The 13,304-nt window shown below is 71.2% G+C and carries 14 protein-coding genes; 9 read left to right on the top strand and 5 right to left on the bottom strand.

Annotated features, from left to right (window positions below; genetic code table 11):
* Positions 1-39 precede the first annotated feature (39 nt).
* Genes IFU30_RS02575 through IFU30_RS02545 form a run of 7 tightly spaced genes read left to right on the top strand, consistent with a single transcriptional unit; the run spans position 40 to position 6,502 of the window.
* Positions 40-555 carry a hypothetical protein gene (locus IFU30_RS02575; protein ID WP_079704609.1) on the top strand — a complete coding sequence of 172 codons (516 nt, stop codon included), beginning with the start codon at positions 40-42 and terminating at the stop codon, positions 553-555.
* The gene (locus IFU30_RS02570) at positions 555-1,106 is read left to right on the top strand and encodes a TerD family protein (protein WP_192004201.1); all 552 of its coding nucleotides are present in this window, start codon (positions 555-557) and stop codon (positions 1,104-1,106) included. Before IFU30_RS02575 ends, IFU30_RS02570 begins: the two co-directional genes overlap by 1 nt.
* A gap of 3 nt (positions 1,107-1,109) precedes the next feature.
* Positions 1,110-1,958, top strand: a complete 849-nt coding sequence (locus IFU30_RS02565) for a hypothetical protein (RefSeq protein ID WP_192004200.1) — start codon at positions 1,110-1,112, stop codon at positions 1,956-1,958.
* A 2-nt stretch (positions 1,959-1,960) separates the two neighbouring features.
* Complete coding sequence (locus tag IFU30_RS02560) at positions 1,961-3,154, top strand: HpcH/HpaI aldolase/citrate lyase family protein (RefSeq protein WP_071261351.1); 1,194 nt, start codon at positions 1,961-1,963, stop codon at positions 3,152-3,154.
* Complete coding sequence (locus tag IFU30_RS02555; RefSeq protein ID WP_192004199.1) at positions 3,151-4,545, top strand: phosphoribosyltransferase domain-containing protein; 1,395 nt, start codon at positions 3,151-3,153, stop codon at positions 4,543-4,545. The genes IFU30_RS02560 and IFU30_RS02555 overlap by 4 nt, the downstream gene beginning before the upstream one ends.
* Positions 4,527-5,693 carry a cysteine protease StiP family protein gene (locus IFU30_RS02550; protein WP_197977365.1) on the top strand — a complete coding sequence of 389 codons (1,167 nt, stop codon included), beginning with the start codon at positions 4,527-4,529 and terminating at the stop codon, positions 5,691-5,693. Before IFU30_RS02555 ends, IFU30_RS02550 begins: the two co-directional genes overlap by 19 nt.
* Positions 5,690-6,502 (top strand): HAD family hydrolase, encoded by an 813-nt coding sequence (locus tag IFU30_RS02545; protein WP_192004197.1) that lies wholly within the window; start codon positions 5,690-5,692, stop codon positions 6,500-6,502. Before IFU30_RS02550 ends, IFU30_RS02545 begins: the two co-directional genes overlap by 4 nt.
* Before the next feature lie 12 nt (positions 6,503-6,514).
* Here the strand turns inward: IFU30_RS02545 and IFU30_RS02540 are convergent, their stop codons facing one another.
* From IFU30_RS02540 to mobA, 3 genes are read right to left on the bottom strand one after another with little or no spacing between them, the layout of a single operon-like run.
* Positions 6,515-7,753: a molybdopterin molybdotransferase MoeA gene (locus IFU30_RS02540; protein ID WP_192004196.1), complete on the bottom strand. Its 1,239-nt coding sequence runs from the start codon at positions 7,751-7,753 to the stop codon at positions 6,515-6,517.
* Entirely contained in the window at positions 7,750-8,022 is a 273-nt protein-coding gene (locus tag IFU30_RS02535; RefSeq protein WP_192004195.1) for a DUF6457 domain-containing protein, read from the bottom strand. The genes IFU30_RS02540 and IFU30_RS02535 overlap by 4 nt, the downstream gene beginning before the upstream one ends.
* Positions 8,019-8,696, bottom strand: a complete 678-nt coding sequence (gene mobA, locus IFU30_RS02530; RefSeq protein WP_192004194.1) for a molybdenum cofactor guanylyltransferase — start codon at positions 8,694-8,696, stop codon at positions 8,019-8,021. Before mobA ends, IFU30_RS02535 begins: the two co-directional genes overlap by 4 nt.
* A gap of 93 nt (positions 8,697-8,789) precedes the next feature.
* On the opposite strand from mobA, the gene fdhD reads away from it, so the two are divergent.
* A complete protein-coding gene (gene fdhD, locus IFU30_RS02525) occupies positions 8,790-9,668 on the top strand; it encodes a formate dehydrogenase accessory sulfurtransferase FdhD (RefSeq protein ID WP_192004193.1) in 879 nt (292 codons plus the stop codon).
* Positions 9,665-11,956 (top strand): FdhF/YdeP family oxidoreductase, encoded by a 2,292-nt coding sequence (locus IFU30_RS02520; protein ID WP_192004192.1) that lies wholly within the window; start codon positions 9,665-9,667, stop codon positions 11,954-11,956. The genes fdhD and IFU30_RS02520 overlap by 4 nt, the downstream gene beginning before the upstream one ends.
* A 40-nt stretch (positions 11,957-11,996) precedes the next feature.
* Here IFU30_RS02520 and IFU30_RS02515 read toward each other — a convergent pair whose 3' ends face one another.
* Together IFU30_RS02515 and IFU30_RS02510 are read right to left on the bottom strand one after the other, a co-directional pair.
* Complete coding sequence (locus IFU30_RS02515; protein ID WP_079704601.1) at positions 11,997-12,257, bottom strand: hypothetical protein; 261 nt, start codon at positions 12,255-12,257, stop codon at positions 11,997-11,999.
* A 90-nt stretch (positions 12,258-12,347) separates the two neighbouring features.
* Positions 12,348-13,292 carry an alpha/beta fold hydrolase gene (locus tag IFU30_RS02510; RefSeq protein WP_192004191.1) on the bottom strand — a complete coding sequence of 315 codons (945 nt, stop codon included), beginning with the start codon at positions 13,290-13,292 and terminating at the stop codon, positions 12,348-12,350.
* Positions 13,293-13,304: the final 12 nt, after the last annotated feature.

The following is a 13,304-nucleotide window of genomic DNA, read 5'->3' as shown; positions in this document are numbered from 1 at the left end:
TCGGGCGCACGGGTCGCTGAGGACGAAGGGGGACGAGGGATGGCATTCGGACGACTGCTGAACGCACTGCGGACCGGCGGGGCCGAGCCGCTCGGCGTCGTCGACGCCACGCCGGCGCCCGTCGGTGAGACCGAGGACGAGCAGACGGCCCGGCACCTCGACGAACTCCGCGACTCGGTGCGCTCCGTGGGGCGCGACCTCCCCACGCTGCTCACCTCGCAGCTCCGACAGATCGACGACCAGTTGCGCCTCGTCGTCGCGACCATCGCCGACCAGGGTGCGTCGACCGAGCAGCGCGTGCTCCTCGCCGCGATGGTGACGGACTACCTCCCGAGCCCGCTGCGCTCCTTCCTCGCGCTGCCGGCCGCGGACCGCACCGACGACTCCCGCAGCACGATCGTCTTCGCCCGTCAGCTGGAGCTCATCGAGGAGACCATCCGCGACCTCCTCAACCAGATCCGCATCGGCGCGATCGCCGAACTCTCGACGCACGGTCGCTTCCTCTCCGACAAGTTCCAGGAGCCCGACGCCGGTCTCGTGCTGGGTGCGCACTGATGGCATCGCTGATCGCGGGCGCGAACGCCGCGCTCACCGCCGAGAACCCCGGCCTCGACGCCGTGCTCATCGGGTTCGGCTGGGACGTCATCGCGAGCCGCGGACCGCAGAGCGAGCCCGTGCCGCTGGCGATCATGTGCGGCGACGACGGCAAGGCGCTGTCCGACGACCACCTCGTGTTCTTCAACCAGGTCGAGAGCCAGGACGGCGCGGTCACCTTCTCGTCCGAGGCCGACGACGAGGAGATCGACGTCGAGCTGTCGCGCGTGCCGGACTCCGTGTCGAAGATCGCCTTCCTGCTCTACATCGACCCCGACGTCCGCGGTCCCGGCGACTTCTCTCCCGTGCGCTCGGCGTTCGTCCGCGTCGCCACGCCCGACGGTCGGGAGCTCGTGCGCTTCGACGTGCCGATCGCCGAGGTCCGCAGCAGCCAGGCGCTGCTCCTGGCCGAGCTGTACCGGCACCGCTCGGACTGGAAGTTCCGCGCCCTCGGGCAGGGGTACGCCGGTGGGCTCGCCGGCGTGGCACGCGACTTCAGAATCGACCTCTGAGCCGTGCCGCTCAACACCTCCCCGGTGCGACGGGACATCGACTACCTCCGTCGTCGGGTGAAGCCGAGACCTGCGCCGGTGGCGCAGGCGGAACCCGTGGCGAGCGCCCCGGCGGCACCTCCCCCCGCAACGCCCGCCGCGTCGGCAGCACCGTCGACGGGACTCACGCTCGGCGGGCCGTCGACGCCCGCCGCCGCACCCCCTGCCCCGGCGGCATCGGCAGCGCCGTCTGCACCGTCGGCACCGTCGACGGGACTCTCGCTCGGCGGATCCTCGTCGCCCGCTCCCGCTACGCCGTCGGGACGCCCCGCCACCACGCCCGCCGCAGCTCCGACGACCCCGCAGCCCTTCCCGGCTCCGACAGCCGAGGAGGTCCGCGTCCTCGAGGACGAGACCCCACTGGTCCGGCTCGACCCGCGTCAGTCCGCGATCGGCAGCCTCATCGTCGGCGGAGCGACGGCGATCGTGTGGGAGACCGTCGAACTCGTGACGGGAGTCGCGACGGCCGACGGCATCGACGGCACACCGGTGACGACGCCCGGCAACCGGCCGCTGCTCGGCTTCGACGGCGGCGACGCGATCCTCGCGCTCCGGCACGTGCACCTCATCCGGCGGGCGTTGTTCGTCGGCACAGCCGGCCACCCACTGACGGTGCAGCTCTTCGACGGCGAGAGCTTCGCCGCGGCTGACGACACCGGCGCACCGCCGGTCGTCTCGCTGTTGCGTATCGGGTCGAGACTCGAACTCCGCCTCGAACCCCTTCCCGCCGAGATCCCCCTCGAGACGCTCCTGCAGCAGTTCGGCTTCGAGCCGACGCCGTACGTCGTCGCCCGCGAACCCCGGAGACGATGACCATGCGCCACTTCAGTTACGTCGACGACAAGCGCGCGTCGCGGCTGTTCCACAAGCTCCCGAGCCCCATCAGCATCGACTCCCCACCGGAACACGTGGCGGCGGCACTCGGCGCCACGCTCTACAGTCCCGGCACGCGCCCGACGCTCGCGAAGGACGTCGTGAAGCAGGCGAAGCACGGCTGCCTGAGCATGGTGCTGTGCCTCGAGGACTCGGTCCCCGACGACGCGGTCGAGTTCGCCGAGACGAACGTCGCGGAGGCGATGCAGCAGCTCGCCGCCAAGAGCTCGGGGTCCAAGCGCCCCGTGCTGCCGCTGCTGTTCATCCGCGTCCGCACGCCCGAGCAGCTCGAGCGGGTCGCCGGGCTCCTCGGTCCGGGACTCGACCTCTTGAGCGGCTTCGTCATCCCCAAGTACGAGAACAGCGACGGGGTGGCGGACCGCTTCTTCGAGGCGCTCGGTCGCGTGCAGCGCGACTACGGGCAGGACGGATCGAACGGCGCGCGTCGCCTCCGGGTCATGCCGATCCTCGAGTCGCCGCGGATGATCCACCGCGAGACCCGCGACGACACCCTCTCCGGGATCGTCGACGTCACCAAGGCCCACCGCGAGGACGTCCTGGCGGTCCGGATCGGCGCCACCGACCTCTCGAGCGCCTTCTCGCTCCGGCGCTCGCGCGACCTCACCGTGTACGACGTGAAACTCGTCTCCTCGGTCATCGCCGACGTCGTCAACGTCTTCGGTCGACCGGGCGACGACTTCGTCATCACCGGCACGGTCTGGGAGCACTTCCACAACGCGGAGCGGCTCATGCGCCCGCAGCTGCGCATGACGCCGTTCCAGGACGCGAACGAGGCGCAGCTGCGTCAGAAGCTCCTCCTCAAGGGACTCGACGGCCTCATCCGCGAGATCGCGCTCGACCAGGCGAACGGGTTGCTCGGCAAGACGGTCATCCACCCGAGCCACGTGCCGGTCGTCCACGCGATGTCGGTCGTGAGCCACGAGGAGTACGTCGACGCCCTCTCGGTCGTCGGCGATGTGGGCGGCGGTGCCAACGCATCCCCGTATCGGAACAAGATGAACGAGATGAAGCCGCACCAGGCGTGGGCGCGCAAGACCCTGCTCCGCGCGGAGGCCTTCGGGGTGGCAGCGGAGGAGACGACGTTCGTCGACCTCCTCGAGACGAGCATGCGGTGACCGTATGGACGGGCCGCTTCGTCAGTGACGCCGTCGGCATCGGCCTGCGCTCGAACGCGTCCCGGAGCCTGATCCCGGTGGAGGACCTCGTCGGTCTCGCGCTCCGCGACAACCCCAAACGCGCGCAGCTGCTCGTGTCGACGGTCCTCGCCAAACACGTGCCGACCGTGCCCGGTCTGGCACTCGCCGCCGGCGAACTGCTCGGACTGCTGGTGCGGAGCGCGCTCGACGGCAGCGACCCGGAGACGGCTCCGTTCGACACGGTGGCGCAGCTCCTTGCCTGTCGGGAACGGCCGGACGCTGACGGTCTCGCCGCCCTCACCGCCGTCCGCGAGCACCTCGCCCAGCTCCGCGATGCGGCCCCAGTGGCCGGGCCGGAGCTCGTCACCGTCGGCTACGCGGAGACGGCGACCGGGCTCGGCCACATCGTCGCCGACGCGCTCGGCTCGCCGTACCTCCACTCCACGAGGCACGAGGCGGACGTGCCCTTCACGCCGTTCGAGGAGGAGCACTCGCACGCGAGCGACCACCGCCTGTACCCGAGCGACCCCGCGTGGGCCACGGTGGGCGGCACCACGGTGCTCGTCGACGACGAGTTGAGCACCGGACGCACCGTGCGCAACACGATCACCGCGCTGCACGCCACCACGCCGCAGGCGCACTGGGTGATCGCGGGCCTCATCGACCTCCGTTCGGATGCGGACCGGCAGCGCTTCGACGACCTCGCCCACCGCCTCGGCACCCGGATCACCGTCGTCGCGCTCGGCGTGGGTGCCGTCGACCTTCCGGAGGACGTCCTCGCCCGCGCGCGAGCGGTCATCGACGCTGCACCCGCCGCATCGGTCGCGGGTTCGACCGCAGCCGGCGACGTCGTCGTCGTGGACGCCTCCGACCTGTCGCCCGTGCGGAGCGCGCGCTTCGGTGCGCCAGGACGCCTGGACGACGCGGTGACCGCCGCGATCGCCGACCGGGTCCTTCCGGAGCTGCCGGACGGCGAGGTCGTGGTGCTCGGCTCCGAGGAGTTCATCGCGGTACCGCTGGCCGTCGCCGACCACCTCGACCGCACCCGCGGAACGACGCGCTTCTCCACCACCACGCGGTCCCCCATCGCCGTCATCGACCGTGACGACTACGCCATCGCGAGCGCGGTGTCCTTCACCAGCCACGACCGCACGATCGACGGCTTCGGACCCCGCTTCGCCTACAACCTCTCGCGCGGTGGCTCACGGTTCGCGGCGGTGGTCCTGTTCCCGGAGCCGGGCGCCGACCGCGAGCTCCTGCTCCGGCCCGACGGCGTCGTCGAGGCGCTGCGTACCGTCACCGACCACGTCATCGTCGTCCTCCTCACCGAATCCGTCCCGACCCCAGCCGAATGGAACCCCGCACCGTGACCATCGCCGCCGCCCTCCCCGAGCCGCTCACCGGACCGGACTTCGGGTCCTACGACGCCTCGGAGGTGCGCTGGCTGCTGACCGACCTCGGCGACACCCGCCTCGAGGCCGACGCCTCCGAACGCGAGGCCGCGATCCAGAGCGGTCGCGCGCACTACGCCGAGTCGCTGCCCATCGAGTACCTGCCCTCCCCCGAGTACGAGGAGCTCTACCGGGACGCCCTCGCGCGGTCGAGCCGACGTCTCGCGGTGGCCGTCGGTGTCGTCACCGACCTCGTACTGGCCTCCCGCGCGAACCGCCCCGTGCTGGTCTCCCTCGCCCGCGCCGGAACGCCCATCGGGATCCTCATGCGTCGCTGGGCGAAGGAGGTCCGTGGGATCGACGTGCCGCACTACACGATGAGCATCGTGCGCGGTGTCGGCGTCGACGGGACCGCGCTGCGCTACCTCGCGGCGCACCACGACCCGGAGCAGATCGCGTTCGTCGACGGCTGGACCGGCAAGGGCGCCATCGCCCGCGAACTGACGGCGGCGCTGGAACTCTTCGCCGAGACCGACGGCATCCGCTTCTCCGACGAACTGGCGGTCCTCGCGGACCCCGGCCACTGCGTGCCCGTCTACGGCACCCGCGACGACTACCTCATCCCCTCCGCGTGCCTGAACTCCACCGTCTCCGGCCTCGTGTCCCGCACGGTGTACAACCGCGAGCTGCTCTCCGACGACCAGTTCCACGGCGCCAAGTTCTACCGCGAGCTGAGCAGTCACGACGTCTCCGGCGCCTTCCTCGACGCGGTCTCCAGCCGCTTCGCCGAAGTGGTCGACGACGTCGCAGCGGGCCTGGAGGAAGCCTCGGCGGCCGACCGCGAACCGAGCTGGATCGGCTGGGAGGCCGTCGAGCGGATCCGCGAACAGTACGACATCCCGACCGTGAACCTCGTGAAGCCCGGTGTCGGCGAGACCACCCGCGTCCTGCTCCGCCGGGTGCCGTGGAAGGTGCTCGTGTCGCCGGACGCCCTCGACGACGTCGCGCACGTGCTCCTGCTGGCCGAGCAGCGCGGTGTGCCGGTCGAGGTCGTGCCCGGGTTGCCCTACAGCTGTGTCGGACTCATCAACCCGTTGAGCGACGCCGCGGCGGGAGACGCCCAGTGAGCGCCCTCGTCGCCTGCGACCTCGACCGAACCCTCATCTACTCGCCGAAGGCGTTCTGGCTCGAGACGCCGGACCCCGAGGCGCCGTCGATCGTCGTCTCGGAGCTCTGGAACGGCGTGCCGATCTCGTTCATGACGCGCGAGTCGGAGCGCCTGCTGATCGAGCTGCGCTCACAGGCCGTCTTCATGCCCGTCACGACGCGGACCGTGGCGCAGTATCAGCGGGTGCAGCTGCCGGGTGGTGCGCCCGATTACGCGATCACGAGCAACGGCGGCGAGATCCTCGTCGACGGCGTCCCGGACGCCGATTGGCGCGGTCGCGTGCGAGCGCACCTCACCGACCACACCGCTCCGCTCGACGAGGCGCTTGCGCGCTTCGAGGAACTGGCGTCGCCGACCTGGATCCTCAAGACGAACGTCGCGGACGCGCTGTTCTTCTACTCGATCGTCGAACGCGACGCGATCCCGGCGGGCTGGCTCGAACAGGTCGAGCAGGAGTGCGAACGGCTCGGATGGACGGTGTCGCTGCAGGGACGCAAACTCTACTGCGTGCCGCGGACGCTCACGAAGCACGACGCCGTCAGCGAGGTCGCCCGCCGCCTCGACGGACCACTCGTCCTCGCGGCCGGTGACTCGCTCCTCGACCAGTCGATGCTGGAGACCGCCGACCTCGCGTTCCGGCCGGCGCACGGCGAGCTCGACGACGAGGGCTTCACGATCGACACGCTGACGGTCACCGAGCGGCGCGGCATCCTCGCCGGCGAGGAACTGCTGCGGCTGATGACGGCGGCAGCCGTCCGGGGCCGCTGACCCGAGGCCCGATCACCAGGGCAAGTCGAGACTCGGTACCAGGCCGCCCGCGGCTGTGCCGGAGCCCGGGCACACGAGCACGCCATCGGCGTCGGCGAGCCCGCGGAGCATGGCTGCCCCGTGCCAGGGCGTCGGCTCCGCATGCGGCGTCGGCGGGTCCGCATCGTGCACCGAGCGGTAGGGGCGCAGCACCGTCCCTGAGCGAGCCCCGTCGACGGGCGAGGCGAGCACCGCCGGTCGCAGGGCCGGGAGCTCGAGTCCCTGGAAGCCCGCGAGCACCGGGTGCACGAGCGTGAGGACACTGAGCAGTGCGGCGAGCGGGTTGCCGGGCAGCCCGACGAACAGACGACCGTCCGGCAGCCGCGCGAGCAGCGCAGGGCCACCCGGGCGGACGTCGACGCCGTCCACGAGGAAGTCCGCGCCGGCGTCGCGGAGCAACGCTCGGACGTGATCGGCTCGGGAGTCGCCGGTACCACCCGTGGTCACGACGAGATCCCGCTGGTGGCGGGCAGGAGCGCCGACCGCGCTCGTCAGCCCGAGGGCGTCGGCCGTGGTGGACGCGTCATCGCCGACACGGACGCTGGACGTGACGACGCCACCGAGCGAGGCGATCACTCCCGGGAGCGATGGACCGAAGCTGTCGCGGACGAACCCCGGGCCGGGCACACCGCTCGTGACGACCTCGTCACCCGTGAGGACCAGGCGGACCCGCGGTGTCGGCACGACGGGCACGCGGTCGAAGCCGGCGCCGGCGGCGACCGCGAGGTGCACGGGACCGAGACGCGTGCCGGCGTCGAGGACCGTCGACCCCGCGGGTGACTCGGTTCCGGCGGGCCGGATGTGCCGCCCCGGCCGCGGCTCCGCGCTCGGTGCGGACGGTGCGAGGTGGAGGCGAGCTGAACCCGCGCTCTGCTCGACCACGCCGTGCTCGAGCTGGAGCACGGCCTCGGCGCCCGCCGGGATCAGCCCACCGGTCAGGACGTCGACCGCGACACCGTCGCCGAGTCCGACCGATCGTGCGCGCTCGGCGTCGCCGCCGGTCAGCAGCGTCCACGGGCCGCTCCCGGCCACCGCCCAGCCGTCCATCGCCGAGGAGGCGTAGTGCGGGATCGCGATGGCCGAGACGAGCGGCGCCGCGAGGACGTGTCCGAGGGCCTCGGTGAGCGCCAGGGTGTCGACGACGTCGGACCGCTGCGCGGCACCCGCCGCATGCGCGATGGTGCGGGCGTCCGACCAGGAGGACCTCGTCATGCGGTCGAGTCCGAGGCGACCAGCCGCTCGACGGCCGCGGTCGCAGCCTCGGCGGCGGCGACCGGATCCGCCCCGATCGCGAGCGCCTTCCCGACGGCGATGCCGACGAGGTAGGTGGTGAGCGGGGCGGCCGGACGCCGTACGGCGTGCGCGGCCGTGCCCGCGAGTCCGAGGACGGCGTCGATGTCGACCGCGACGTCGCCGAGCTCCAGCTCGGCGGACACCCGGTCGGTCCAGTCGGCGAGGACGGCATGCAGGTCATCGGTCATGGGAGGCGCTCCTCAGGGTCGGCGGTCGGCGTGGTGGACGCGGTCGGCGTCGGCGACTCGACGGCGGTGACGACCCCGAGTTCGGTCGCGTCGGCCCAGGTGTCGACGTCGGCCGAGCCGCCGTCGGGAATGGGCACCTGTCGGAGGACGAGTCCGGCGAGCAGCTGGCGGACGGAGACACCCGCGAGGTCACCGCTCGGCTGCGACGCCCGGAGTGCGGCGACCCGGCGTTCCAGGGCCTCCCGGTGGTAGACGGCGAGCAGCGGCTGCTCACGACCGGAGGCGTCCACCGCGACCCAGCCGTCGGTGTCGATCCCGGTCGCGGCTGTGGCGGCGTCGAGCACCGCGGCGAGCGCAGGTGCGGCATCCGGCATGTCGCAGGCGAGGACGGCGACCTGCGTGGGGCCCTCGGCAGCGACGCCATCACGCAGGGCGTCCAGGCCTGCGGCGATGGCCGCGGCAGGGCCGCCGAAGACGGGGCGTTCACGGACGAAGCGGACCGGAGCGGTCGTCCGGGCCTCGGGGCCGACCACGACGACACGGCCGCCGGCCGCCCGCGCAGCATCGACCGCGAGCTGGAGGAGGGTCCGGCCGCCGCGGAGCAACGACGCCTTCGCAACGCCGCCGAGGCGGGAGGACCGCCCTCCCGCGAGGATGATCGCGTCGACGGACATGGCACCAGCCTAGGCCGCGATCCAGCCCCCGAGGCGGCTGCGGATCCGGTGAGGCACCTTGCCCTCGTCCGATGGTGGTGATAGCCATGAGCCATGACTCGCATCACGGCGCGCAGACGCGTCACCCGCATCACGGTGGGACAGCCCGCACGCACCCGCGAGGACGTCCTCGCCGTCGAGGAGCCACTCGAGATCCGTGTCGGTGGTCGTTCGCTCGCCATCACGATGCGGACGCCCGGCCACGACGTCGACCTCGCCATCGGCTTCCTCGTCTCCGAGGGCGTCATCGGCCGGGGTGACGACGTCCGGACCGCGCGCTACTGCGCCGGAGCGACGGACGAGGGCGTCAACACGTACAACGTGCTGGACATCGCCCTGTCGCCCGGCGTCCCCGCCCCGGATCCGAGCTTGGAACGGAACTTCTTCACCACCAGCTCGTGCGGCCTCTGCGGCAAGGCGAGCATCGACGCCGTCCGGACGAGCTCGCGCTACTCCGTCGCGGACGACGACTTCCGCCTCGACCCGGCGCTCCTCGTGACCTTCCCCGACCGCCTCCGGGCACAGCAGGCGGTCTTCGAACGCACCGGCGGTCTGCACGCGGCCGGCCTGTTCGACGCCCGCACCGGCGAGATGCTCGTGCTCCGCGAGGACGTCGGCCGACACAACGCCGTCGACAAGGTCGTCGGATGGGCGGCGAAGGAGGGGTTGCTCCCGCTCCGCTCCATGGTCCTGATGGTGTCGGGGCGCGCGAGTTTCGAGCTCACGCAGAAGGCCTCGATGGCCGGCATCCCGATGCTCGCCGCCGTCTCCGCTCCGTCCTCGCTCGCCGCCGAACTGGCCACCGAACTCGGGATGACGCTCGTCGGCTTCCTCCGTGGCGACTCGATGGTCGTCTACAGCGGAGCGCACCGGCTCGCCGACCCGCCCGAAGGCTCGGCACCAGCAGCACTCCAGACCGGAGCGAACGCATGAGCGCCGAACCGCCCGTCGAGGACGTCACAGACGCCGACATCGAGGTCACCCACCCGAAGCACGTCGCCGTCGGCCTGCCCGGCATCCTGCACTCGATGGAGCCCGCCCTCCGGCAGCTCGGACCGAAGCGGACCGCGGAGCTCTTCACGTCGATCAACCAGCGCGGCGGCTTCGACTGCATGAGCTGTGCCTGGCCCGACCCGGACGACCGCAAGAAGCTCGAGTTCTGCGAGAACGGCGCGAAGGCCGTCATCTGGGAGGCGACGCCGGTCGTCATCCCGAGCGCCTTCTGGGCCGGACACTCGCTCACCGATCTCGCCGACAAGTCGGAGTACTGGCTCGGCATGCAGGGTCGGCTGTCGGAGCCCGTCTACAAGCCGGCCGGTTCGGACCACTACCGGCCGGTGAGCTGGGACGAGGCGTTCGCCATCGTCGGCGAGCAGCTGCGCGGTCAGGAGTCCCCCGACGAAGCCGTCTTCTACACGAGCGGCCGCGCGTCGAACGAGGCGGCCTTCGTCTACCAGCTCTTCGTCCGCGCCTTCGGGACCAACAACCTCCCCGACTGTTCGAACATGTGCCACGAGTCCACCGGCACGGCGCTCGGCGAGGTCATCGGCGTCGGGAAGTCGACCATCCGGTACGAGGACTTCGAGCAGGCCGACCTCATCATCGTCATGGGCCAGAACCCGGGCACGAACCATCCGCGCATGCTCACGGCGCTCGAGGACGCGAAGCAGGCGGGCGCGACGATCGTCTCGGTGAACCCGCTCCCCGAGGCGGCGCTCGAGCGGTACAAGAACCCGCAGACGGTCCGCGGCATGGTCGGGCGCGGCACGGTCATCTCCGACCAGTTCCTGCAGATCCGGCTCGGCGGCGACATGGCGTTGCTGCAGGCGGTCTCGAAGCGGGTCCTGGAGGCCGAGGCGGCAGCTCCGGGGACGATCCTCGACCACGCGTTCCTCGCCGAGCACTGCCTCGGACTCGAGGAGCTCACGGCCCACCTGGCCGACCTCGACGAGGCGGCCGTGCTCGAGGCGACCGGCCTCACGAGCGAGCAGATCGACGAACTCGCCGAGCGCTACATCGCGTCGAACGCGACGATCGTCACCTGGGCGATGGGTCTGACCCAGCACAAGGCGGCGGTCAACGGGATCAAGGAGATCATCAACCTGCTCCTCCTCCGCGGGAACATCGGCAAGCCTGGCGCCGGGGCATCGCCGATCCGCGGGCACAGCAACGTGCAGGGCGACCGGACGATGGGTATCTGGGAGCAGATGCCCGAGTCCTTCCTCGCCGCCATGGAGCGCGAGTTCGCGGTCCCGATGCCGCGGGAGCACGGGGTCGACGCGGTGAACGCGATCCGAGCGATGCAGCGGGGCGAGGTCCGCACCTGGATCTCGCTCGGCGGCAACTTCGTCGCGGCGATCTCCGACACCGCCGCCGCCGAGGCCGCGATCCGCGGAACGCAGCTGTCCGTGCAGATCTCCACGAAGCTCAACCGCTCGCACGCGGTCACGGGCGAGGCGGCGATCATCCTGCCGACCCTCGGGCGCACCGAGATCGACCTGCAGGCGAGCGGACCGCAGATGGTCAGCGTCGAGGACTCGGTGTGCGCGGTCCACGCCTCGCACGGACGCATCCCGCCGGCAGCGCCCGGTCTGCTCTCCGAGGTCGCCATCATCACGCGCCTCGCGCGAGCGACGCTCGGTGAGGACTCGGGCATCGCCTGGCAGGCGTTCGAGGACGACTACGACACGATCCGCGAACACATCGGACGGGTCGTGCCGGGCTGCGAGGGGTACAACGAGCAGATCCGCCGCGAGGACGGCTTCGTCCTGCCGAACGGACCGCGGGACTCCCGCACGTTCACGAACCCCGAGGGCCGCGCCCTGCTGACGGTCAACGAGCTCGAACCGATCCACTGCCCGCCCGGTCGGCTGCTCCTGCAGACCCTGCGCTCGCACGACCAGTTCAACACGACGATCTACAGCCTGAACGACCGGTACCGCGGCATCAAGAAGGGCCGGAACGTCGTCTTCGTCAACCCGGACGACCTCCGCGACCTCGGCCTGGAGGACGGCCAGACGGTGGACGTCTTCAGCGAGTGGGCCGGGCAGCCGGATCGGGAGCTCCGCGGCTTCCGCGTCGTCTCCTACCCGACCGCCCGTGGATGCGCCGCGGCGTACTTCCCTGAGGCGAACGTCCTCGTCCCGCTCGACTCGACGGCAGACCGCAGCAACACTCCGGTCTCGAAGGCGATCGTCGTGCGGTTGCAGCCGGCCGCCTGACACCCGGAGCGACATCGACCCGGGCAACGGTCCGGGTGGTTCATTCGTACGCTCGGAGGAGCTGCCAGCGTCCGCGCGCGGTGTCGAGTCGGATGTCGAAGACGAAGGACCGGCCGTCTGCAGCGGTCGCCTGGAACCGCCAGGCGGGGGTCGCCGCGGGCGGATGGGTGACGAACGAGACGTTCGGCTCGAGCGGGGTCGGGGTGTCGGTGACGAGGTACCGGGCTCCATCCCAGAACAGTCGCTCCGGCACGCCTGCCGGCGTCGTCCAGACCGCGATCTCGGTGCTCGTGATCAACATGCGTGGCCTCCCGTCGTTCGAACATACGTTCGATAGAGAGTGAGCCTAACCCGACATCCGACGACACGCCAGCCCGGATCGGCCGGGGATTCAGTCTCCCGGCGTGTCGGCGAGGAACCGCTTGATGTCCTCGCCCATCACCGTCGCCTCGGTGTGGTGCAGGTAGTGGCCGCCGTCGAGTCGGACGAGCTCACTCCGCTCGACTCCGGCGAGCTGCTCCTCGTGGAGGGGCACCCAGTCGGAGAGTTCCGGGTCGTCGCCGACGACGAACATGAGGATCGGCAGGTCGGCCGGGAATGACTGTGACCGGGCCGCCTGGAAGTTGCCGGGCGTGTGGGCGATCTCGTCGAGCAGCGTCGGCGACATCGCATTGCGGTTCGTCAGGATCGCGAGTTGGCGTTTCGTGGCGGCGTCGTACGGGAGGCCCTCGTACGGATCGGGCGCGATGGCGGTGAGGAGGCGGAGGATGCCGAGCGCCTTCAGTGTGTCGACGCCGTCGGTCGGCGTCGGCTCGTCGCTTCCGGGCTGGGACGGGACGCTCGTGTCGATCCCGATGAACGCCGTCACCTCGGCGCCGAACCGCTCCAGATACTCGAGGGCGTAGATGCCGGCGATCGAGTGTCCGGCGAGGACGTACCGGTCGATGCCGAGGTGCTGCAGGGCGGCGTGCACCTCACCGGCGATGTTGGCCGAGGTCCGGGGCACGTCCGTCTGATCGCTGAGGCCATAGCCGAACGGCTCGACGACCACCACCCGGTACTGGTCGCTGAGCTCGTCGACGAGCGGCTCGAAGTCGAGGCCGGGTGCCGCGGTGCCCTGCCCGGGCAGCAGGACGATCGTCTCGGCGCCGGAACCACTGATGACGACGTTCATGTCCTTGCCGTCGACGTCGACCAACTGCCCGTAGGGCTGCAGTTCGCCCGCTTCCGACGAACTCGCGACGGCGTTCACGATGCCCGTCGTCGCGAGGCCCGCCGCGACGAGGCCGGCGATCGTGGCGATCGAGATCAGTGGAACCTTCAGGAGCTTGCGCATCGTCACCCATCG

It is taken from the genome of Plantibacter sp. CFBP 8798 (genome assembly GCF_014841195.1).
In the GTDB taxonomy this organism is placed as follows: Bacteria; Actinomycetota; Actinomycetes; order Actinomycetales; family Microbacteriaceae; genus Plantibacter; species Plantibacter auratus.
Note: the sequence above shows the minus strand (reverse complement) of the source record. Positions and strands in the feature narration are given on the sequence as shown.

Coding starts and splice junctions, on each gene's coding strand:
- IFU30_RS02520 (WP_192004192.1), top strand. CDS start 9,665: ATGAGCGCCGAACCGCCCGTCGAGGACGTCACAGACGCCGACATCGAG.
- mobA (WP_192004194.1), bottom strand. CDS start 8,696: ATGTCCGTCGACGCGATCATCCTCGCGGGAGGGCGGTCCTCCCGCCTC.
- fdhD (WP_192004193.1), top strand. CDS start 8,790: ATGACTCGCATCACGGCGCGCAGACGCGTCACCCGCATCACGGTGGGA.
- IFU30_RS02560 (WP_071261351.1), top strand. CDS start 1,961: ATGCGCCACTTCAGTTACGTCGACGACAAGCGCGCGTCGCGGCTGTTC.
- IFU30_RS02550 (WP_197977365.1), top strand. CDS start 4,527: ATGGAACCCCGCACCGTGACCATCGCCGCCGCCCTCCCCGAGCCGCTC.
- IFU30_RS02540 (WP_192004196.1), bottom strand. CDS start 7,753: ATGACGAGGTCCTCCTGGTCGGACGCCCGCACCATCGCGCATGCGGCG.
- IFU30_RS02535 (WP_192004195.1), bottom strand. CDS start 8,022: ATGACCGATGACCTGCATGCCGTCCTCGCCGACTGGACCGACCGGGTG.
- IFU30_RS02570 (WP_192004201.1), top strand. CDS start 555: ATGGCATCGCTGATCGCGGGCGCGAACGCCGCGCTCACCGCCGAGAAC.
- IFU30_RS02515 (WP_079704601.1), bottom strand. CDS start 12,257: ATGTTGATCACGAGCACCGAGATCGCGGTCTGGACGACGCCGGCAGGC.
- IFU30_RS02575 (WP_079704609.1), top strand. CDS start 40: ATGGCATTCGGACGACTGCTGAACGCACTGCGGACCGGCGGGGCCGAG.
- IFU30_RS02510 (WP_192004191.1), bottom strand. CDS start 13,292: ATGCGCAAGCTCCTGAAGGTTCCACTGATCTCGATCGCCACGATCGCC.